The following is a 22,267-nucleotide window of genomic DNA, read 5'->3' as shown; positions in this document are numbered from 1 at the left end:
AGATGAAAATAGTTTTTTGGAAAGCAAGCTACTATTTCATGTTATCGTTAGTCCTGTTTTTCGCTGTAGCTCCGTAGAAAAAACGGAGGCTGCCGCTGCACCCAGGTTTAGATACTTAGGCCGTTGCTACTATTAACGTTTCCCTGCAAATTGCCTAATCCCAATCCCCCCTACACACTAACCCCTAAACCTCCTAATGCTCACCCTTCCGCCTTGATTGCCCTAAGCATTTCCCTTTTTCCAGGAGCGCCGGGTAATTTTTCGATGGTAAATCCGCAGGCTTTAACGGCTCTTTTCAATTTTCCGGTAATGGCGTAAGTAACAAAAGTTCCGCCTGGTTTTAAGAAACTGCAGGCATGTGCAATAATTTCATCGCTCCACATTTCGGGCTGGTGTTGCACAGAAAAGGCATCGTAATAAATCACATCAAATTTTTGGTCGCTGTGGTATTCGGCCAAGGTAGTATGCGAAATTTCTAAGGTGCAAAGCGAAGTTAGTTTTTGAGGTGTTTTTAACGCTTCAGGGTAATTTGAAATAAAATCGGCCCATATTGCTTCAGGAACATATGCAGCATAACCTGTTTGCTCAATTACTGCTGTAGTAAGCGGAAAGGCTTCGATGCTGGTGTAGTTAAGGTTAATGTTATTTGCTGCACAATGTTCGAAACTCAAAATAAAGTTTAGTCCGGTACCGAAACCAACTTCCAAAATGGAAACTTCAGTTAAATTGGCAGAGGCGAATTTTAACCCTGCATCAACAAATACGTGTTTGCTTTCCTGTAATGCACCATGTTTACTGTGGTAATGTTCGCCTATGGTTTCGTTGTAAAGTGTATTCGAACCATCAGCAGTTGGGGTTATAATATTCATGAGCTAGGATTTTAAGGATCTTGGGTTTTTTCAAGATAATGATGCAAATATAGATATAGGATTAATATGATTTTTGGATTTCAGGATCATGGTGTAGATATGAATGCAGCATTTAAACGATTTCTGGATTTAGGGATAAACTATCCAGAGATAGGAGGAGGAAAGTTAACCCGCTTTAGTCCTTTAGCTTTAGTCTTCGGACTCCCGTCCTCTGAATTTTCTCTTTGTCCTTTCAGCTTTAATCTTTTGTTCTTAGCTTTGGTCTTACCCTAAACCCTAAACCCTAAACCCTAAACCCTAAACCCTAAACCCTAAAATGGATATCGAATCTTTCAGAGAATATTGTTTGAGTTTACCCGGTACAACAGAAGGGATGAAATGGGAGCATTTATGTTTTATGATCGAAGAAAAAATCTACGTAATTATTGCCATTGATGAAGGGAATCGTTTTTCTATTAAATGTAATCCAGATGAATTTGATGAACTCGCTGCCAGAGATGGCATTGCACAAGCTTATCATCTGGCAAAGCGACAATGGATCCAGATCGAAAATTTGGATGTTTTAAACGATAAAGAGCTAAAAAGCAGAGTTGCCGATTCGAGAGCAATGGTTTTAGCTAAACTGCCTAAGAAAACACAGGCAAAGTATGCTTAGTTTGCCACAGAAACACAGAAGGCACGAAAATATCTTTTCTTTTACACCAGTTTTTTTAAGGCCATAATATAACCAATGTGCATGCCCTCGTGAAAGGGAACAAAGTTAATCGCATCCGCTATGGAGTTTAATTTCATGCCATAACGTTTATCCCAAGGATCGAACTTTAGAAAAACACCATTAGAATAATCAGTGGCTAAACGATCCATGCTGTTTAAGAGTGCATCGAAAATGGAATTAATCTCTTGTTTTTCAATAAATTTATCAGGCTTTGTCCCGCTTAAAAAAGGGCTGAAATATTTTTCCTCAACAGTTATCTCGAGTCCAGATCTTACATAACACATATTTTGCTGCGCCGCGGTTAAATGGGCAATATTCCAAATGATGTTATTGTTAAAACCTGCTGGAATTTTGTTTAATTGCTCGATGCTCAAATCTTTTACCAGTTCTAAAATAAAAATTCTGGTGTTTTTAACCTGGGCGATGGTAGCAAGTGTATTAGACATTAATTGTTGTATAGACGGTGATTTACTGCTCGTTTTTGGTTTCCTCTTTGGTTTCTTTTTTTTGTGTATCGTCTTTTTTTATGCCTTTATCAGCATTCAGTTCTTTCGACTTCATGATATTAAAACGGTACATTTCTTCAATTCCAACAAGTTTCCGTGTACACTTATCGATGTCGGTTCCTTCTTCCCATAAATAAGGACGAAAGCTATAGGTTTTGGTGCCATCTAGATTTGCAATAAACTGGTTCCAGCTGCTCCAACGTAAGCCTTTATAAAATTTAGAAAGATCACTATCAAAACAAAAAACAAGAAACTCACCATAGCCAGCACCAAGCGGTTGCCAGGTTAGGCTGTTAGGCTCCAGGTAATACACGTTTTTAATATCTTTACCCAAGCCACCATAATTGATGGCAAAGAAACCACCTACAGCGTCATCAGCAATTAATAGATAGGGGATGTTATCGCCATATTCTTTTATGGTTTTTCCTTTGTTCCATTCGGCAACATTTCGGCTCAATCTTTCGCTGCCCGAACCTAAAATTCTAATCCATCCATTATCAACCATAATGCCTCCGGTATTGTAAATTACCGATCCAAGTGTAGCATAGGTAGTCATTTGCGAGTGATATAAAACCTCTTTTGCCTTTGCAGAATCAACGGGTAGAATCTCCACCTTGTTTTTTGCAGAGTCGATCCACTTTTTTACCAACGGCCAGGCCGGATCGGTTTTATTTACCAATGCTTCAAGACTGATTAACTTATTCTCTTGAGCAAAGGTTATTGAAGAGAATAAAGTTAAACTTAGGATAAGAATTGTTTTGAATGCGCTTCTCATGAAAAAGGGGGCTTATGTTTTTCCAAAGATAGAATGATAATTAAGAATTGTTGAAAGGAGATAAATTAATTTTTGATTTGGGATAAATATTGACATTGGTTTAATTGTTAGTTCGTGGAGACACAAACCAAGGCGGTGAATAAGTATGCGTCGGATGGTTACCATCCAATTGATTCGTTCAATATCTGTGGACGATTAATTAATACCCTGAGTTCGATAATTAATATTTCCTTTTGGCAGCTTAAACCATGTTTTTGTTAAAGCGGTCGTCACCCTGAATTCATTTCATGGTCTTTCCTGCTAAAAGATGCTGAAATAAATTCAGCATGACGAATCGATCCGGTCTGAGCGTTTATAAGACAGTATTTTCATTAAATAATTATTGAGTTCAGGTTAATAAGCTAAATTTAATTTCAACCAGTGTCTGATGGTAACATCTTACACCACGCTAATAAAACAAAACGCCCCAATGAAATCGGGGCGCTTGTAATATAGGGATGATATAAAATAATTGACTATTGAGTGAAAGCCTTAAGCCCTCCACCTTTAACCTTCCACCTCAATCTACCACATTCTAATTCTGTCTTCTGGTTTTTTGTATAATTTATCGCCAGGTTTAACATCAAAAGCATTGTACCATGCATCCATATTTACAGGTGCACCGATAGTACGGTACGGGCCTGGAGAATGTGGATCGGTTTTAATTAACTGAGCGGCACTTTCTGGTAAAATATTACCTCTCCATACCTGTGCCCAGGCAAGGAAGAAACGCTGATCTGGCGTAAAACCATCAATTTTCTCATTACTTTGACCTTGTTTAGTCATTTTAAAAGCAGTATAAGCCGCATTTAAGCCTCCTAAATCGCCTATGTTTTCGCCCATAGTCAATTTACCGATTACATGAACCGTATCCAATACGGTATAGCCATCAAACTGCTCGCCTAAAGCTTTTGTTTTAGCATCAAATTTGGCTTTGTCTTCAGCTGTCCACCAGTTTTTTAAATTACCAGCAGCATCGTATTGACTTCCACTGTCATCAAAACCATGGCTCATTTCGTGACCAATTACCGCACCAATACCACCATAGTTAACGGCATCATCGGCATTTGGATCGAAGAAAGGAAACTGTAAAATACCCGCAGGGAAAACAATTTCGTTTAGGGTAGGGCTGTAATAAGCATTAACCGTTGGAGGGGTCATGCCAAAACGTTTGCGATCTACAGGTTTACCTAACTGATCAACCATTTCGTTGTAACCCCAAACGCTTGCATTACGTAAGTTTTGGAAGTAGGTGTCTTTATTAATTACTAAACCATCGTAGTTTTTCCATTTTTCCGGATAACCCACTTTTGGTGTAAATGCATTGAGCTTAGCCAATGCTTTTTGTTTGGTTTCAGGGCTCATCCACTCTAAACCATTAATTCTGATTTCGAAAGCTTTACGCAAGTTCACAATCATCTGGTTCATGCGTTCTTTAGCTTCCGGCTTAAAATACTTGGCTACATAAAGCTGCCCCAGTAATTCGCCAATAGTGCCATCGGTTAAAGATGACATGCGTTGCCAACGTGGTGTTTGTACTTTCTGACCAGTTTGTGCCTGTGTGAAAGCGAAACTTGCCTTAACAAATGGAGAACTTAAACTAGAAGCAGAACCTTTTAAAATGTTCCACTCTAAATAAGTTTGCCAATCGGTAACAGGAACCGATTTCAACATTCCGTCCAGGCTTGCCATAAATTTAGGCGATGAAACCAGAACGGTATCTTGATTTTTGATTTTAAATTTAGGCAAATAGGTTGTCCAGTTAATGTCTGGAGTTTTTTTGTTCAGTTCTGCAACGGTAAGTTTGTTGTAGGTGGCGTAAGGATCACGCATTTCTAAACGGCTCATCTGCGCTTCGGCAAATTGCTTTTCAATTTTATAAACGGTTGCTGCTTTTTGTTTTGCTTCTTCAGGAGTACTTCCAGTTAAAGTAAATAAAGTAACCATATAGGTGTTGTAGGCATCGCGGATCTTAATGCTGCGGGCATCGTCTTTCAAATAATAATCACGATCGGGAAGTGTTGTGCCACCCTGACTAATATTCACCATGTATTTGTTTACATTCTTACGGTCCTGGCCAACACCCAGCCCGAACATTCCACCACCCAAACCATTGGTTCGCATGTAAGCCACCTGATCTAGCACACCCTGAATGTTTTTAATCTGTTTAATTTTCTCTAAATCGACCTTTAGTGGCGTATAGCCTAGTTTTTCTATGGTTGCACTATCCATGGCAGCAGTATAAAAATCGCCAACTCTACGCTTAACGGAACCTGCAGGAGCAGATTTATCAGCAGCTGCATCTTCTACTAAAGATTTAACAGCATTGATATTGAAATCACGAAGTTCGTTAAATGAACCCCAACGCGTTTCTTTAGCAGGAACTGGATTGTTTTTTACCCACGTACCACTTGCGTAGGTGTAGAAATCGTCGCCTGGCTTAACAGAAAGATCCATGTTAGCAGGGTCGATAAATTTTTTGATTTGTGCATTTGCAGAAAAGCCTGCAGCGACTATACCTAGCGTCGCAAAACATCTTTTCAAATTTTGGTATTTCATTCGCTTAATAAGTTAGTAATTATGCGAAATTTATGAAATACTAATTAATACTGGTGTTATATATTAAGAATATTACTTGTTAAACCAGTAGTAAATCTTTGCTAAACCAAGTCGTCTGATAAGTTCGGACGCTGAAAAAGAAATTTTAATAGATTTCATGATTTTAAATCTTTTATACACTATTAACATTTTTTAACAAAATTTATTGTGTTGTTGTAAAAATTATTGCTATTAAGAATGATTCGGGATAAAGCATTTTATTTTCCATAAATTTGAAAACGGTATCTAAACCTGCGAGGTTTTATCGATAATAAATAAAAAAGATGTTTAGCATACAATAGATATAATGAGCCACTCACACGATAAAGAAGATAGCTGTTGCAGCAGTAAAGTACATTCCGCTCCAAAATATAACCACGATCAAACACACGAAGAAGGCGACGACCACGACCACGATCATGGTGGGGATCCGTCGGCCTTTCAAACTTATCTGCCAGCCATTGTAACATTGGTTATGCTGCTGATCGGGATTGTGTTTGATAATCTATTTACAGTTCCTGCATTTCAGATCATCAGGCCTTATTGGTACATAGTAGCTTATTTACCTGTAGGTATTCCGGTTTTACGTGAGGTTTGGGAAACTTTTAAAGCCAAAGATTTCTTTACCGAATTCTCTTTAATGTCTATCGCTACAATCGGTGCCTTTGCCATTGGCGAATACCCAGAAGGTGTAACGGTAATGCTTTTTTATACCATTGGCGAATTGTTCCAAATGGCTGCTGTAAACCGTGCCAAAAGGAATATTAAAGCTTTACTTGATGTTCGCGCGGATATAGCACATGTTTTCCGCAATGGAAAATACGAAGATGTTAATCCCGAAAAGGTAGAAATTGGCGAGACCATACAAGTAAAGGCCGGTGAGAAAATCCCCCTAGATGGAGAACTGGTCAGTGATAAAAGCAGTTTTAATACCGCCGCTTTAACGGGCGAAAGTAAACCGCGTACAATTATTAAGGGCGAATCGATTTTGGCCGGAATGCTTAATCTGGATAAAGTAATCGAAGTAAAAGTAACTAAGGCTTTTGCCGATAGTGCATTGTCGCGCATTTTGGAAATGGTTCAGAATGCCACTACGCGTAAAGCTAAAACCGAACTCTTTATTCGCAAGTTTGCTAAAATATATACACCAATTGTTTTCTTTTTAGCCCTCGCGCTGGTTACTATTCCGATTTTGGTTTTAGGAAGCGAGTATCATTTCCAAACCTGGTTGTATCGTTCGCTGGTTTTCCTGGTAATATCTTGCCCTTGTGCGCTGGTGATTTCTATTCCATTAGGATACTTTGGTGGCATTGGTGCTGCATCGGCAAATGGAATTCTTTTTAAAGGCTCTAATTTCCTCGATTTAATTACCAAGCTGAATACTGTTGTAATGGATAAGACAGGAACCTTGACAAAAGGTGTTTTTAAGGTTCAGAAAGTAGAAAGCAGTATCGATGAAGCAACGTTTTTGAATTTATTAACTGCTGTTGAAGCGAAATCAACTCATCCAATTGCTAAGGCCATTGTAGAATACGCAGGCCAGAAAGAAATTCACCCCGCTGAAAATATTGAGGAAATTGCTGGAATGGGCTTAAAGGGATCGGTAAATGACAAAGTGGTTTTGGCAGGGAACACAAAGCTTTTAGAAAAATTTAATATTGCCTTTGATGCCAAGATTACAGCTATTGAAGAAAGTATTGTGGTTGTTGCTGTTGACGAAAAATATGTGGGATACGTTTTAATTGCCGATGAAATAAAGGAAGACGCCGCAGAGGCCATCAAGCAGCTTCACGAAAACGGAATAAAACAGGTAGTGATGCTGAGCGGTGATAAAACTTCAATTGTTAAAAAAGTTGCAACTGCTTTAGGTATTGATACTTATTTTGGCGATTTATTACCTGAAGATAAAGTAGCCAGGCTTGAAGAAATTAAAAGTGACAGAAGCAAGGTAGTGGCATTTGTTGGCGATGGAATAAATGATACGCCTGTATTGGCCATTAGCGATATTGGTATTGCCATGGGGGCAATGGGGAGCGATGCTGCTATTGAAACGGCCGATGTAGTTATCCAAACCGATCAGCCTTCTAAAATTGCAACTGCGGTTAAAATCGGTAAGGCAACCAAAAAGGTTGTGATCCAGAATATCGTATTGGCATTCGCGGTAAAAGCATTGGTGTTAATTTTAGGTGCAGGTGGTATTGCCACTATGTGGGAAGCCGTTTTTGCCGATGTTGGTGTTGCACTTTTGGCCATTTTAAATGCAGTGAGGATACAGAAAATGAAGTTTTAGTACATTTACACTTTTACCATTACGAAATTAAGATAGTTAAGGAATTGCCTAAAACTTAATGTCCTTAATTCTTAACGGTATTAAGATATGTTGGAAAATAGAAAGTCCGGATTACTATAAAAATTAGTATATTCGTTTATGTCTAAGCCTATTCCATATCCGGTTTTAAACGATGATGAGCCCATAAGGCAATTCAATGAACTTGATGCGTCATTAACTTATAGCTATTCTAATTATTTAAACTGGCTTTTTCCTGAAAGAGTAGAACTGATTAAAGGTAAAATCTTTAAAATGAGTCCTGCGCCATCAAGGGTGCATCAGGAAGTTTCTATCAATTTATTAAATCCTATAGTCAATTTTTTAAAGGGTAAACCCTGCAAAGTTTATTCAGCTCCATTTGATGTCCGTTTTCCAAAAGAAAGTAAAGCTGATAAGGATGTGTATACGGTATTACAGCCTGATATTTGTGTTGTTTGTGATAAAAGCAAACTAGATGCCCGCGGTTGTATCGGTGCTCCCGATCTTGTTATAGAAATTTTATCTCCTGGCAATACCAAAATGGAACTGCTTAATAAATACCGCGTTTACGAAGAATTTGGTGTTAAAGAATATTGGGTGGTTAGCCAAAGCGATCAAAGCATCCTCATTTACACCCTTAATGATTCGGGCAAATTTCAGCCTTCTAAAATATTTACCCATAGCGAAAAAATAACTTCATCGGTATTACCAGGTTTTGAATTGGAATTAGATGATGTTTTTGAGGATATCGAATAACTTATTTTTTCACTTTTGATTTTTGTGTTGTATCGTTCGAATCAGCATTGAAAAACATAATAGCGGCTAATATGCATATGAGTACGAAGTTATACTCCATGCCATTTCGTCCGCCACCTACAACAAACCAGCCCTCCTTAAAATGTACCATAATTATTCCCATAATCAATACGATAATTGTTGCAAAACATGCTGCTCGGATATATTTGTTCATAATTAAAAGCACTGCACAAACTACATGCGACAGTTTAATTATCCAGGCAATGGCTACTCCATAGGGCGCGAACCCAACTTTATTCAAATAGAGATTTCCAAAATCATTAATTCCTCCATCAAATATGCCCAAAACACTGTGCGATAATAAAATTATAGCAACTGTTGTGCGTAAAATAGTATAAGCAATTTTAGCGTTTTTAGTATCCATCGGAATTTAAATGATCTGCTATACTAAAATACAATTATCTATTGAAATGTATGTATTTAGCATATAATTTTAGGGGCACAAGCCCATGTTTGTAAACCTGATTGATTGTAAAGCCCGCATTCCGATTTAAGCATTCATAATTTTGTTTATTGGTATGCTTGCTTGTTGCACAGGTTTCATTGGGAGAGGACTTGTAACGAAAAGCAGGACTCCCTTTAAAATGGAGTGCTGTACCTGCTTTCCAAAAAATACACCCCGTCCTTCGGACACCCCTCTAAAAGAGGGGAATAATTAAACGCATAGGGATACCTTTCGGCTTACGCTGCTTTGGTCTTTCAGCTTAATTAGCTATTTTTGGACTTTTAATATCATTCATGAGCATATCCACCAAGTACAATCCTGCAGAAACAGAAGATAAATGGTATAGCTATTGGCTATCGAAGAAATTTTTCCACTCCGAACCCGATGAACGCGAACCTTACACCATCGTCATTCCGCCGCCAAACGTCACCGGTGTGCTGCACATGGGGCATATGCTTAACAATACCATTCAGGATGTTTTAATTCGTAAAGCCCGTATGCAAGGTAAAAATGCATGCTGGGTGCCAGGAACTGACCATGCCTCTATTGCTACTGAAGCAAAAGTTGTGGCGATGTTGAAGGAGCAGGGGATTAATAAAAAAGATCTTTCACGGGAAGAATTTTTGAAATATGCCTGGGAGTGGAAAGAGAAATACGGCGGTATTATTTTAGAACAGTTAAAGAAACTGGGTGCAAGTTGCGATTGGGACCGTACCCGTTTCACGATGGAAGAAGATCTTTCTGAAGCGGTGATCGATTCATTTATCCACTTGTACAAAAAAGGCTGGATTTACCGTGGTATCCGTATGGTAAATTGGGATCCAGCCGGTAAAACTGCCGTTTCTGATGAAGAAGTAATCCGTAAGGAAGTAAATCAAAAACTATATTATATTAAATACCTGATTTCGGGAACGGAAGACCAGTTTTTAACGATAGCGACAACGCGCCCAGAGACGATTATGGCCGATGCAGCGATCTGCATCAACCCGAACGATGAACGTTTTACACGTTTAAAAGGCAAAAAGGTTTTTGTGCCTCTGATTAATCATGAAATTCCGGTTATTGAGGATGAATACGTTGATATTGAGTTTGGTACAGGCTGTTTAAAAGTTACACCAGCGCACGATTTAAACGATTATGAGTTGGGTGTTAAGCACAATTTACCTGTTACCGATATCTTAAACGATGATGGAACTTTAAATGAATTAGCGGTTATTTTAGTGGGCGAAGACAGGTTTGTTGCGCGTAAAAAAATCGCCAAAATGCTGGAAGAAGCTGGGCATTTGGACAAAGTTGAAGATTATAAATCGCAGGTTGGTTTTTCTGAACGTACAGATGCCGCTATCGAACCAAAACTTTCCATGCAATGGTTTGTGAAGATGAAAGAAATGGCACAACCAGCTTTGGATGATGTATTAAATGGAGAAGTAAACCTGATTCCAAATAAATTTGAAAATACGTACCGCCATTGGATGGAGAATGTCCGCGATTGGAACATTAGTCGCCAGTTGTGGTGGGGACAGCGGATCCCGGCCTGGTACGATGATAAAGGAAATTGGGTGGTTGCCAAAACTAAAGATGAAGCATTAGAAGAATTCTGGAAGAAAAAACATTTGGATGAAAGCTGTTCAGAAACGGAAAAGGCTGGATTCAAACATCAGTTAGAGCCGTTTTTAAGACAGGACGATGATGTGATGGATACCTGGTTTTCGTCATGGTTATGGCCGATTTCAGTTTTCGACGGCTTTAAAAATCCTGAAAATAAAGACATCAATTATTATTATCCAACCAACGACTTGGTTACCGCGCCTGAAATTTTATTCTTCTGGGTGGCCCGTATGATTATGGCCGGACATGAGTTTATGGGTAAAAAACCATTTACGAATGTATATTTAACAGGTATTGTACGCGATAAATTAGGCCGTAAAATGTCTAAATCGTTGGGTAATTCACCTGATCCGATTGGATTGATCGAAAAATATGGTGCCGATGCCGTTCGTGTGGGGATGTTAATGTCGTCGCCTGCCGGAAACGATTTAATGTTCGATGAAAGCTACTGCGAACAGGGACGTAATTTTGCCAGCAAAATCTGGAATGCTTTCCGTTTGGTAAAAGGATGGGAAGTGGATGAAAACTTGGCAAACCCCAATACCCAGGCCATATCTTGGTTCGAAAACCGCTTTAACGAAGCTTTGGTAGAAATTGAAGCTAACTTTAAGCAATACCGTCTATCGGAAGCATTAATGATCACTTACAAACTGGTTTGGGATGATTTCTGTGCATGGTATTTAGAAATGGTTAAGCCAGCTTATCAGCAACCGATTGATGCGGAGAGTTTTAAAGCTACAGTCGGTTTCTTCGAAAATATCATCAAATTATTACACCCGAACATGCCTTTCTTAACTGAAGAGCTGTGGCATGATGATCTGTTTGCCGAACGTGGAGAAATGGATTGCTGTATTGTTGCCAAATTTCCGAAAGGCGGGGCTTTTGATGCGCAATTATTGAAAGATGCAGAGGTAATTAAAACCGTGGTAGCCGAAATTAGAAATGTTAGGAACCAGAAGCAAATTTCTCCTAAAGAAGCGTTGCCTTTAAGCATCAAAATAAATTCTGATCTTGATTATGAAAAATGGTTGAATATTGTTTTCAAATTGGCCAATGTATCAGAAGCGGAAATTGTAAACGATAAAATTGTCGGCGCAACTGCTTTTATGGCTGGCAAAGATGAATTTTTTATCCCGCTGACAGAAAATATTGATGTAGAAGCAGAACGTGAGCGTTTAAATGCCGATTTAGTATATTTACAGGGCTTTTTAAAGTCGGTAGATTCTAAATTGAGCAACGAACGCTTTGTACAGAATGCAAAACCGGAAATTATTGCAAACGAACGGAATAAAAAAGCCGACGCTGAAGCTAAAATCAAAATTATTGAAGAAAGCTTAGCGGTTTTAGAATAATAATAACTTTACAGACGCTGCGATCGTAACCCTAAAAAGCCTTTCAGATTATTTTCTGAAAGGCTTTTTTACTTACAGTTAATTAAAACTAGCTAAATAGAATAAATTATTTCAAACGTTTTCCTAGATATCTATAAAAATAGGGTATTGCCTTAAATACAGGTTTCCCGGCCATTTATTTAGGGATAATACGATTATAAGCCATTGTTTTAATATAAAGTTTCAAAAATATTACTTGCGAATATTTAAGGTTTGTTTTTATTAACCATATTTTAGGTTTTATTTAAATGGTTTGTCAGATTAGCAAACTAAGAGATAATCTAACCTAATATCCCAAATGGAAAATTCCAGAAGAAAATTTATTAAACAATCAGCAATATTTGCTGCTGCAACCTACGCGGGTACAATGGGCATGAGTGCCAAAAGTTATGGACGCATCATCGGTGCAAATGATCGGGTACGCGTTGGCGTTGTTGGATTTTCTGATCGCTTTAAAGACACCCTTTTGCCTTGTTTCCTGAACCACAACAAGGAATTAAACTTCGACATTGTAGGTCTTTCTGATTTATGGAACTACCGTAGAGATTTAGGGATTGCCCATTTAAAAGCAAAGTTTGGTCATGATATTAAAGCCTGCCGTAACAACGATGAACTTTATGCCACTAAAGATCTTGATGCCGTAATTATCAGTACCGCCGATTTTCAGCATGCACTTCACACCATCGAGGCCGTAAAAGCCAGTTGCGATGCTTATGTAGAAAAACCCTTTGCCGAAACTATGGACGATGCCAAAGCCGCATTTAAAGCCGTTAAAGCAAGTAAACAGATTGTACAGATTGGTTCGCAAAGAAGGAGTGGTGAGAATTATACCAATGCAGCAAAATTTATTCAGGATGGAAAATTTGGGCCGATAACTGCTGTAGATTTAGTATGGAATGTAAACCAGCCAGGCAGATGGCGCAGACCAGATTTAGTAGCCAAATTAAAAGAAGAAGATATCGATTGGAAAAGATTCTTATTGAACCGCCCAACCGAATCCTTCGATCCAAGGAAATATTTAGAATACCGCTTGTTCTGGCCATATTCTTCAGGTATGCCAGGGCAATGGATGTCGCACCAGATTGATACTGTACACTGGTTTACCAATTTAAAACATCCGCGAAGTGTAGTGGCAAACGGAGGTATTTACACCTGGAAAGATGGCCGTAGAAACTGGGATTCGATGGTTGCCGTATTCGATTATGGTCAGCCCGATACAACAGATGGTTTTCAGGTTACTTTTACGTCAAGAATGCAGAATAGTGTGGGCGATGTGGGCGAGGTTTACTATTCGAATGGTGGCGAGCTGAATTTAATTACCAATAAAGTATCGCCAAAAGGTGGTTTAAAGGAAAGAGAGGCTGCAGCCATGGGCTTAAAAGCTAATCTTTTGCCTGAGTTTGATTTAAGTAAAACCGAAATTAAAGCGGCTACAGGAGCCAATATGGGAGGCGATTCTTTAACATCTGGCCATATGCGCAACTGGATGGAATGTGTGCGTAGTCGTAAAACACCAAATGCGCCTGTTGAAGCTGGTTATTCACACTCTATTGCCAATATCATGACCAATGCTGCGGTAAGAACAGGTGCAAAAGCAATTTTCGATGAAAGCAGACAAGAAGTAATCGCAAACGGAAAAGTATTTAAATATTAAAAAAAAATATCGTCATTGGGAGCGTAAAGCAATCGAATCTTCAAGAAAGATTGCTTTTTCATTCTTCCCCGCAATGACGGCAAGAAAAAAACAAATCATGTTAAATTTTAAAAAATATAGTATTCTAGCCCTTTCGCTAATCAGTTTATCAGCCGCTGCCCAAAAAGCAAAACCATTATTTGATGGGAAAACTTTAACGGGTTGGAAAGCAGTTGCAGGAGCAGCTCCGTACAAAGTTGAAGACGGAATGATTATCGGAACGATGACCAAAGGCACACCAAATTCGTTCTTAATCACTGAAAAAGAATATGGCGACTTCATTTTAGAACTCGATGTGAAGCTGGAAGGTGAAACCACCAACTCGGGCGTGCAAACACGCAGCCATATTAAACCAGAAGGAAACAACGGTAAAGGATTGGTTTTTGGCAGGCAGGTAGAAATAGACCCTACACCAAGGGCATGGACAGGTGGGATTTACGACGAAGCCAGAAGATTATGGTTATATCCTTTAGAACTTAACCCATCGGCAAAACCACTGTATAAAAAGAATGAGTTTAACCATTACAAAATAGAATGTATTGGTAACGAAACCAAAACCTGGGTAAATGGCACACCTGTTGCCTACGTGATCGATACTTTGGATAAATCAGGATTTATCGGTTTGCAGGTTCATGGCATTGGCAATAACCTCGATAATGATGGCAAGAAAGTTTATTTCAAAAACATTAACATTCAAACAGAGGGCTTAAAAGCCAAAGCTTTTCCAAAAGGAATTTATACGGTTAATTTAACACCGAATACCTTATCTGCTTACGAAAAATCGGAAGGTTATAAACTTTTGTTCGATGGTAAAAGCAATGCAGGTTGGGTTGGTGCTTATAAAACTACTTTCCCTGCCAAAGGGTGGAAGATTGCCGACGGCATTATCAGTGTAGAGCCATCGGGTGGTGCAGAATCGACCAACGGCGGCGATATTGTAACCAAGGATGAATATGCTGCTTTTGATTTGTCGTTCGAGTTTAAACTTACCCCCGGTGCCAACAGTGGTGTAAAATATTTTGTTACCCTAAGCGAAAAAAATACAGGTTCTGCTATTGGTCTTGAGTATCAGGTTTTAGATGATGTATTACATCCAGATGCAAAATTAGGCAGAGATGGAAACCGTACCTTGGCTTCGTTATACGACTTAATGACTTCGAAAAAAGAAGCACGTTACCTGCGCCCTATCGGTAGCTGGAACAACGGCCGTTTGGTGGTTTATCCAAATAACAAAGTAGAGCATTATTTAAATGGCGTTAAAGTTTTAGAATATACCCGTGGCTCTGAAGAATTTAAAAAACTGGTTGCCATTAGTAAATATAAAGACTGGAAAAATTTTGGTGAAGCGCCAAAAGGACATATCCTGCTGCAGGATCATGGTAACAAAGTAGATTTCAGGACCATTAAAATCAAGACTTTATAAGTTTTTAATTTGAAAATGAGCGTTGGTTAAACATGGCGGCATGCAGTCCCGCTTTCGCTCATTTCCCCTTTCGTATATACTCTGTAGGCAATTTAAGGATAGGTGTTGTCAGTCTGAGCCTGTCGAAGACCTTTACTAGTCGAAAACCAAAAACATTTGTCCTTCGACAGGCTCAGGATGACAATGTTTTGTTTTCTTCTTAACTTAACTACATTGTGCAGGTGATTATGGTTAGCGTTTGTGCTATGAAACTTACCCATCAGCACTAAATGATGTCAATTAGCCCCGACATACGCGAAAATACTTTTTGTTGCATTTTCGTTAATATTGCAAATGCTGGCAACAAAAAGATTGTAGCATTGGCGGGACTAGCCTTTAATAGTAGCAGGAGTTGCGCGCTCCAATTAAATAATAAGTAATATTTTAATCATTATACCATGCATCGTCGATCTTTTGTAAAACATACCACTTTGTTAGGCTCTGGTTTACTTATTGGTAATCAGGGTTTTGCTAATTTAGTGGCTGGTGAAATTATTAATGTGGCAATGATTGGTTGTGGCGATCGTGGCAAAGGGGTTTTGTCGGTAATTAAATCAATGCCTGCAAAATATAAAATTAAAGCTTATTGCGATTTACTCGATTTTAGGCTTAAGGAAACCGAAAAGTATGTTCCTGCGGATGCAAAGGCCATAAAAGATTATCACAAAGTTTTAGACGATAAAACAATCGACGCGGTTTTTATTGCCACACCTTTAAGTGAACATTTCAGAATTGCCAAAGATGCGGTACTGGCTGGCAAACATGTGTATGTAGAAAAAACCATGACATACAATATTTCCCAGGCACTCGAACTTAAAAAACTGGTAAAACAATATCCCAATCAGGTTTTTCAGGTGGGTTATCAGTATCGTTATTCGCCTTTGTATTTTAAGGTGAAGGATATGATCCAAAGTGGTTATTTGGGCAAGGTTAGTCAGATCGATTGCCGTTGGGATCGTAATGGCAACTGGCGTAGGGCGGTGCCAGATCCGGCTTTAGAACGTAAGATCAACTGGCGGATGTATAAGGAGTATTCTGGTGGCCTAGCCGCCGAACTTTTATCGCACCAGATTGATTTTATCAATTGGGCATTCGAAACGCAGCCTGATGAAATTATGGGATCGGGTGGGATAGATGTGTTTAAAGACGGGCGCGAAACCTACGATAATATTCAGGCTATTCTCCGTTATAACGAAAAAGGCATGATCGGCAATTTTGGAGCCACTTGTGGCAATGCGCATGATGGTTACCTGTTTAAAATAAAAGGTACCAAAGGTTCGGTTTCTTTGCTTACCAACACCGGTTTGTTCTATCCTGAAGAAAGTGCCAAAAAAGAATTAGGCATAGTTGATGGTGTAACTGGGGCCACAAAGATTGTGGTAAATAAAGATGGTGGAATCCCGATTTTGGATAAAGCCACCATTGATGGTACAAATTATGCCTTAGATGAATTTTATAAATCGATAACAACCAAGAAAGAACCAGCATCAAATATCAATACCGGAACGCAGGCGGCTATTTGTGTGGCCATGTGTAACGAAGCCATTTATAGCGGGAATAAACAGGTTTGGAAGACGGAATATAGTGTTTAGATCATATTTTCTTTTGTCATTCTGAAATGCATTGAGAATCTAATAGAAACATCGTCATCTCGACTGAAGCGCAGTCCCGAACTTTCGGGAGAGAGATCTGCTACTGTTGATTTTCTTATACAAACGATTAAATCGTATAGCTATTTATGAATATTTAGGCCATCTACGAGCTCATTTGCACTCTTTTGTCATTCTGTAGGAGACGAAGAAGCTGATGGCGCTGTGAAGCAGATCTTTCATTTTTTTTAGGAAAGCAGTTGTGTAGGTCATTTTAAAGTCCGTCCTGCTTTTTGCTCCAATCTTTTTTGCCTTCGACTACGCTCAGGGTGACAAAAAAGGATTTTCGCGTCAATCAGGTTTATAATCGGAAGGCTTTTGTTGCTATTGAGGGATATAACTTAATTCAGAAAAAGATCTTATTCCTGCTCCTTGCAACCACTAATAGTTCTGGTGACTGTGCCACTTAAACCCGATCAAAGCGGGATGCCTCCCGATTTTACATCGGGATCAATTGGCAGAAGCGGGAGCTGGGCAGGAACAAACCCAAATGCTTCTGTTTCTGCTTTCCGGAAAAGAACCCGAAAATTATTCTATAAAGATCCCTCATTGCATCCGATAGCTATCGGATCAGGATGACGGATGAAAGGTTTTTTTTCAAATGTTTCATTATAAGGGGGCGTCATTCCCAACTCGATTGGGAATCGTAATGCAAGCGCTTTAAGATTAGCTTTGCTGAGCACTGCGTGGTTCCCGCCTGCGCGGGAAAGACGACCGTTATTACTACAGCCCCAAATATTCAGGCATTTCCTGTACGAAGTTAAACTTACCCTTTTCAAGGTCCATCTTTGCATAAACATGCTGCAAACCGTTGGTTAACACAATCCATTTCGCTTGATGGATAGAATTATACCGTGATGCCTGATCGAAAACCGATTGTGTTATCTTTACCTTAGGTGCCTTACATTCAATTAACATCAGCTTTTCGCCAACCGTATTGTACACTAAAATATCGCTCCTTTTTTGTAATTGGTTTAGCACCAAACCACCTTCAATCTGGATCAATGTGCGGGGGAATTTCTTTTCCAAAACCAGGTTCTGTATAAAATGCTGACGTACCCATTCCTCAGGTGTAAGTACGAGGTGCTTTTTCCTCAACTCATCGAAAATAAAAAACACATCATCTTTTTGGGTAATTTTAAATGGATAAGGCGGTAGGTTAAGCGGGGTAGGGTTGAACATTTCTCAGTTGGCAGTAATCAGTTTTTAGTTAACAGTTGGAATTTCTCCGTTAACAATGGAACAATCTATCAATTATTATCGTGCAAAGTTAATTAATTCTAAGATATGCAAGGAAATCTCCTATCTAACATCTCACCTCTCAAATCTAGTATCTCAAATCTCAAATCTCATATCTCTTAATTTATAAACATTTATCCAAATCGTTAAACCTAAATCGTAATTTTACGGGCAATGACTGCTGCCGAAATTATTAAAGATATTAAAGCCCGAAAATTCAAACCTGTATACCTATTACATGGAGAAGAATCTTATTATATCGATCAAGTAACAGATTATATTGAAGATAAGTTATTGAACGATGCCGAAAAAGGCTTCAATCAGACAGTTTTGTATGGTAAAGATACCGATATGGCTACGGTTTTGGGTGCTGCAAAGCGATACCCGATGATGTCTGATTATCAGGTGGTAATTGTTAAAGAGGCACAGGATTTAAAGTGGGGCAAAGAAGATTCGAGCAGTAAAGAGGGCGAATTTGTGCTCAACTATTTTGAAAAACCTTTACCGAGTACGATATTGGTTTTGGCTTTTAAGTATGCGAACTTCGATAAACGAAAAAAAATCTACAAAGCCATTAATAAAAGTGGATTGATTTTTCAGTCAGATCCTGTACGCGATTATAAACTGGTGCCATGGATTGAAGAATTTATTAAAGATAAAGGTTACAAGATCGATCAGCAGGCATCGGCTTTAATGGCCGAATATTTAGGAACCGACCTTTCTAAAATTGCCAACGAAATCGAAAAGTTAATGCTTAATGTTCCGAAAGAGACAACCATTAATACCGATCTGGTTCAGAAAAACATAGGCATTAGTAAAGAATATAATGTTTTCGAACTGCAGAAGGCACTGGCCATCCGCGATGTGCTGAAATGTAATAAAATTATCAATTACTTCGCCAGCAACCCTAAGGCTAACCCAACAGTAATGGTTTTGGCCAATTTAGGCGGTTACTTTACTAAACTTTTAAAATACCATTACATCCCAAATAAGGCCGATGCGGCATCAGCTTTGGGTGTGCCTCCATTCTTTATTAAAGATTATGAGGTAGCTGCAAGAAATTACAACACAGGCAAAGTTTTCCAGGTGATCGGTTTACTCCGCGAATACGATTTAAAAAGTAAGGGTTTAGATAGTACAGGAAATGTTGAAGATGGTGAATTACTAAAGGAACTGGTGTTTAAGATTGTGCATTAGTAAAATCTGAGTTGCTATTTTATAAATCGCGGGTGCAATAATATAAATCGCAGGTGCATTAATATAAATCGCGGGTGCATTAATATAAAATGCGGGTGCAATAATATAAAATGCGGGTGCAATAATATAAATCGCAGGTGCATTAATATAAAATGCGGATGCAATAATATAAAGTACAGGTACTTATCTGTGATGCATTAATCTTTTTTTTGCAAAAGCCTGTTTTATATTACCTATCAAACGTTTGCGTAAATTTTAGGGGTTTTATTGTAATTTAATATCATTATTTTAGAAATCGATATCTCATTAACAGGTACTAACCATTTCTAAACACAAATGAAAACTAAAATCTTTTTACTGTTAGTGCTTCAGTGCATTGGGAACTTTATTTATGCCCAATCATTAAAACCTTATAATCTTTCCTTTCCTAAACTCGCTGATAAATGGGACGAAGCCATGCCCTTAGGGAATGGGATGTTAGGTGTTTTAATCTGGGAAAAAAACAATAAACTACGTCTTTCTTTAGATCGTGCAGATCTGTGGGACGAACGTAAGGCGCTTGATATCTCGAAGCTTAATTTTAAGTGGGTAGAAGAGCAGGTTCACCAAAATAACTATGCTGCCGTTCAAAAAATAGGCGATGAACCTTATGATAAAAGTCCATATCCAACCAAATTGCCTGCTGCGGCAATGGAATTTGATATCGCTAAGTTGGGTAAAGTAGTATCGAACGAATTGGATATCGAAACGGCCTTAAACACGGTAAAATTTGAAAACGGTACTGTTTTTAACTGTTACATTCATGCAAAGCGGCAACGGGGATATTTTAGTTTCGAAAATCTTAAATCTATGGCAATCATACCTAACTTGATTGTGCATAATTACGCCAATAATTTGATAGAAAAAGGCGATAACAGCCACGCAGGTGAGGGTTTGCAAAAACTGGGCTATGCAAAAGGAACCGTTAACAATACGGTAAATAGTGTCCGTTACCGTCAGCCTACTTATGATGGACATTATTATGAAGTGTTGGTTAAATGGAAAATAATGGCGAACGGTAATATAATGGGTTCCTGGACCATTAGTAATGATAAAGCTGCAAGATTACCTGGTATTTCTTCAACGGCGAAAGAGCCAACAGGGTGGGGTTCTCATACCAAATGGTGGAAAGATTTCTGGAATAAATCGAATATCTCTGTTCCGGATCAGCTTATTCAAAAACAATACTATTTAGAAATGTACAAATTAGGTTGTGTAGCCAGAAAAGGCGCACCAGCCATAACTTTACAAGCTGTTTGGACAGCAGATAATGGCAGCTTACCGCCCTGGAAAGGCGATTTCCACAATGATTTAAATACCCAGTTGAGTTATTGGCCAACATATACCGCTAACCACCTGGCCGAAGGAGCCACTTTTACCGATTGGCTGTGGAAAATCAGAGAACGAAATCTTACTTATACCAAGCAATATTTCGGTGTTGAGGGTTTAAATGTTCCGGGCGTAATTACGCTAAATGGCGACCCAATGGGTGGGTGGATCCAATACTCGCTTTCGCCAACCGTAAGCGCATGGACCGCGCAACATTTTTATTGGCAGTGGAAATATAGTATGGATAAAGCGTTTCTTAAAAAGAGAGCCTATCCATATATCCATGAAGCTGCAACCTACCTGGAGAATATTACAAGGTTGAAAGATGGCAAACGTTCACTGCCCTTAAGCTCTAGTCCAGAGTATAACGATAACAGTATTAAAGCCTGGTTCTTAAACTGGACCAATTTCGATTTGGCCTTAGCTAAATTTTTATTTAAAGCAGCGGCCGAAGTAAGCAAGGCAAAAGGTAAGATAGAAGAAAGCAAACATTGGGCGGAAATGCTGAATCAATTACCAGGTTATGAAATAAATGAAACCGGTTTTACCATTGCCCCTGGATCTAATTTAACAAGCTCACACAGGCATATGTCGCAGTATATGGCCATTTATCCACTCGATTTATTGGATGTTAACCACAAGCAGGATAAAACCATTATTGATAACTCCTTAAAACGGTTAGAAGAAATTGGTACAAGAGCATGGTGTGGTTATTCTTTTAGCTGGATGGCTTCTATATATGCAAGGGCTTACCAAGCCGATAAGGCGGTAAAGCAACTGGAAATTTTTGCATCCAATTTCTGTTCGCCGAACAGTTTTCATTTAAACGGCGATCAAAAAGGAGGGCAGTACTCTGGCTTCACCTACCGCCCTTTTACTTTAGAAGGCAATTTTGCCTTTGCACAGGGTGTTCAGGAACTTTTATTGCAAAGCAGAAATGGTTATATACAGGCATTCCCGGCAGTGCCACAAAGCTGGAAAGATGTAACTTTTAATAATTTACGTGCTGAAGGTGCCTTTTTAGTAAGCGGGAATAAAGAAAACGGTGTGCCAACAAAAGTAAAAGTATATGCAGAAAAAGTGGGTGTACTTAGAATTAAACTGCCTTTTAAAACCTATGTGGTAAGAGATATGCCTGCTGGAAGTGTAAAAATGGGCGATGATGGAATTGCCGAAGTGAGTTTGAAAAAACGACAGACCATCGTTTTTGAAAATGGATATGAATAATATCCTTAACTAGAATGATGAATTAACCGCAAAGAACGCTAAGGGTTTCGCAAAGTAAACAAAGGACTACTGCTGATGTTATTAAGCGTGAGGGATAGAAGCGGAAAGCCCACAGCGAGGCACGAGCGAGGACTTGCAGCGCATAGCCCGACCCCTTGCTCAGCTTGGGGGCACGCCCAAAATACACGATGCATCAGTATAAATTAAAGTATATTTTGTACCACACGTTACAGTACTTGGAGATGCAAAGAAGATCATTTTTAAGCAACATAACGATAAATTAATCATAACTGTTAGGGTAGATAGTAAATTCCGTTTTACCAAAGTATATAAAATAACAGGCATTTTGTAAATTTACGGGT

General features: G+C 38.8%; 16 protein-coding genes. 10 read left to right on the top strand and 6 right to left on the bottom strand.

What is annotated here, in order from left to right:
• Positions 1–200: 200 nt before the first annotated feature.
• The gene (mnmD, locus tag J7E57_RS22175; protein ID WP_215130818.1) at positions 201–869 is read right to left on the bottom strand and encodes a tRNA (5-methylaminomethyl-2-thiouridine)(34)-methyltransferase MnmD; all 669 of its coding nucleotides are present in this window, start codon (positions 867–869) and stop codon (positions 201–203) included.
• Positions 870–1,185: 316 nt separating this feature from the next.
• Between mnmD and J7E57_RS22170 the strand changes: the two genes are divergently transcribed.
• A complete protein-coding gene (locus J7E57_RS22170) occupies positions 1,186–1,524 on the top strand; it encodes an MmcQ/YjbR family DNA-binding protein (RefSeq protein WP_215130820.1) in 339 nt (112 codons plus the stop codon).
• A gap of 41 nt (positions 1,525–1,565) precedes the next feature.
• Here J7E57_RS22170 and J7E57_RS22165 read toward each other — a convergent pair whose 3' ends face one another.
• The 3 genes from J7E57_RS22165 to J7E57_RS22155 all read right to left on the bottom strand — a co-directional run bounded on the left by J7E57_RS22165 (position 1,566) and on the right by J7E57_RS22155 (position 5,463).
• The gene (locus tag J7E57_RS22165) at positions 1,566–2,030 is read right to left on the bottom strand and encodes a DinB family protein (protein ID WP_215130822.1); all 465 of its coding nucleotides are present in this window, start codon (positions 2,028–2,030) and stop codon (positions 1,566–1,568) included.
• Positions 2,031–2,052: 22 nt separating this feature from the next.
• Positions 2,053–2,865 carry a DUF2625 domain-containing protein gene (locus J7E57_RS22160; protein ID WP_215130824.1) on the bottom strand — a complete coding sequence of 271 codons (813 nt, stop codon included), beginning with the start codon at positions 2,863–2,865 and terminating at the stop codon, positions 2,053–2,055.
• Positions 2,866–3,429: 564 nt separating this feature from the next.
• Entirely contained in the window at positions 3,430–5,463 is a 2,034-nt protein-coding gene (locus J7E57_RS22155) for a M13 family metallopeptidase (RefSeq protein ID WP_215130826.1), read from the bottom strand.
• Between the two features lie 346 nt (positions 5,464–5,809).
• On the opposite strand from J7E57_RS22155, the gene J7E57_RS22150 reads away from it, so the two are divergent.
• Together J7E57_RS22150 and J7E57_RS22145 are read left to right on the top strand one after the other, a co-directional pair.
• Positions 5,810–7,792, top strand: a complete 1,983-nt coding sequence (locus tag J7E57_RS22150; protein ID WP_215130828.1) for a heavy metal translocating P-type ATPase — start codon at positions 5,810–5,812, stop codon at positions 7,790–7,792.
• A gap of 138 nt (positions 7,793–7,930) precedes the next feature.
• Entirely contained in the window at positions 7,931–8,566 is a 636-nt protein-coding gene (locus J7E57_RS22145) for a Uma2 family endonuclease (protein ID WP_215130830.1), read from the top strand.
• Position 8,567: 1 nt separating this feature from the next.
• Here J7E57_RS22145 and J7E57_RS22140 read toward each other — a convergent pair whose 3' ends face one another.
• The gene (locus tag J7E57_RS22140; protein ID WP_215130832.1) at positions 8,568–8,990 is read right to left on the bottom strand and encodes a DoxX family protein; all 423 of its coding nucleotides are present in this window, start codon (positions 8,988–8,990) and stop codon (positions 8,568–8,570) included.
• Positions 8,991–9,364: 374 nt separating this feature from the next.
• Between J7E57_RS22140 and J7E57_RS22135 the strand changes: the two genes are divergently transcribed.
• From J7E57_RS22135 to J7E57_RS22115, 5 genes are all read left to right on the top strand, one after another.
• Complete coding sequence (locus tag J7E57_RS22135) at positions 9,365–12,031, top strand: valine--tRNA ligase (RefSeq protein ID WP_215130840.1); 2,667 nt, start codon at positions 9,365–9,367, stop codon at positions 12,029–12,031.
• Positions 12,032–12,368: 337 nt separating this feature from the next.
• The gene (locus J7E57_RS22130) at positions 12,369–13,724 is read left to right on the top strand and encodes a Gfo/Idh/MocA family protein (RefSeq protein WP_215130842.1); all 1,356 of its coding nucleotides are present in this window, start codon (positions 12,369–12,371) and stop codon (positions 13,722–13,724) included.
• A 97-nt stretch (positions 13,725–13,821) separates the two neighbouring features.
• Positions 13,822–15,186: a DUF1080 domain-containing protein gene (locus tag J7E57_RS22125; RefSeq protein ID WP_215130844.1), complete on the top strand. Its 1,365-nt coding sequence runs from the start codon at positions 13,822–13,824 to the stop codon at positions 15,184–15,186.
• Positions 15,187–15,623: 437 nt separating this feature from the next.
• Positions 15,624–16,817, top strand: a complete 1,194-nt coding sequence (locus tag J7E57_RS22120) for a Gfo/Idh/MocA family protein (protein ID WP_215130846.1) — start codon at positions 15,624–15,626, stop codon at positions 16,815–16,817.
• Between the two features lie 429 nt (positions 16,818–17,246).
• Positions 17,247–17,453, top strand: coding sequence for a hypothetical protein (locus tag J7E57_RS22115; RefSeq protein WP_215130847.1), 207 nt, complete (start codon positions 17,247–17,249; stop codon positions 17,451–17,453).
• A 144-nt stretch (positions 17,454–17,597) separates the two neighbouring features.
• Here the strand turns inward: J7E57_RS22115 and J7E57_RS22110 are convergent, their stop codons facing one another.
• Positions 17,598–18,056 carry a type I restriction enzyme HsdR N-terminal domain-containing protein gene (locus J7E57_RS22110; protein WP_215130849.1) on the bottom strand — a complete coding sequence of 153 codons (459 nt, stop codon included), beginning with the start codon at positions 18,054–18,056 and terminating at the stop codon, positions 17,598–17,600.
• Positions 18,057–18,287: 231 nt separating this feature from the next.
• Here J7E57_RS22110 and holA point away from each other — a divergent pair, with 231 nt between their 5' ends.
• A complete protein-coding gene (holA, locus tag J7E57_RS22105) occupies positions 18,288–19,310 on the top strand; it encodes a DNA polymerase III subunit delta (RefSeq protein ID WP_108199923.1) in 1,023 nt (340 codons plus the stop codon).
• A gap of 336 nt (positions 19,311–19,646) precedes the next feature.
• Entirely contained in the window at positions 19,647–21,905 is a 2,259-nt protein-coding gene (locus tag J7E57_RS22100) for a glycosyl hydrolase family 95 catalytic domain-containing protein (RefSeq protein WP_215130851.1), read from the top strand.
• Positions 21,906–22,267: the final 362 nt, after the last annotated feature.

Source organism: Pedobacter sp. ISL-64, from assembly GCF_018613605.1.
Classification (GTDB): Bacteria; Bacteroidota; Bacteroidia; order Sphingobacteriales; family Sphingobacteriaceae; genus Pedobacter.
This window is presented reverse-complemented; position numbering and strand designations above follow the sequence as displayed.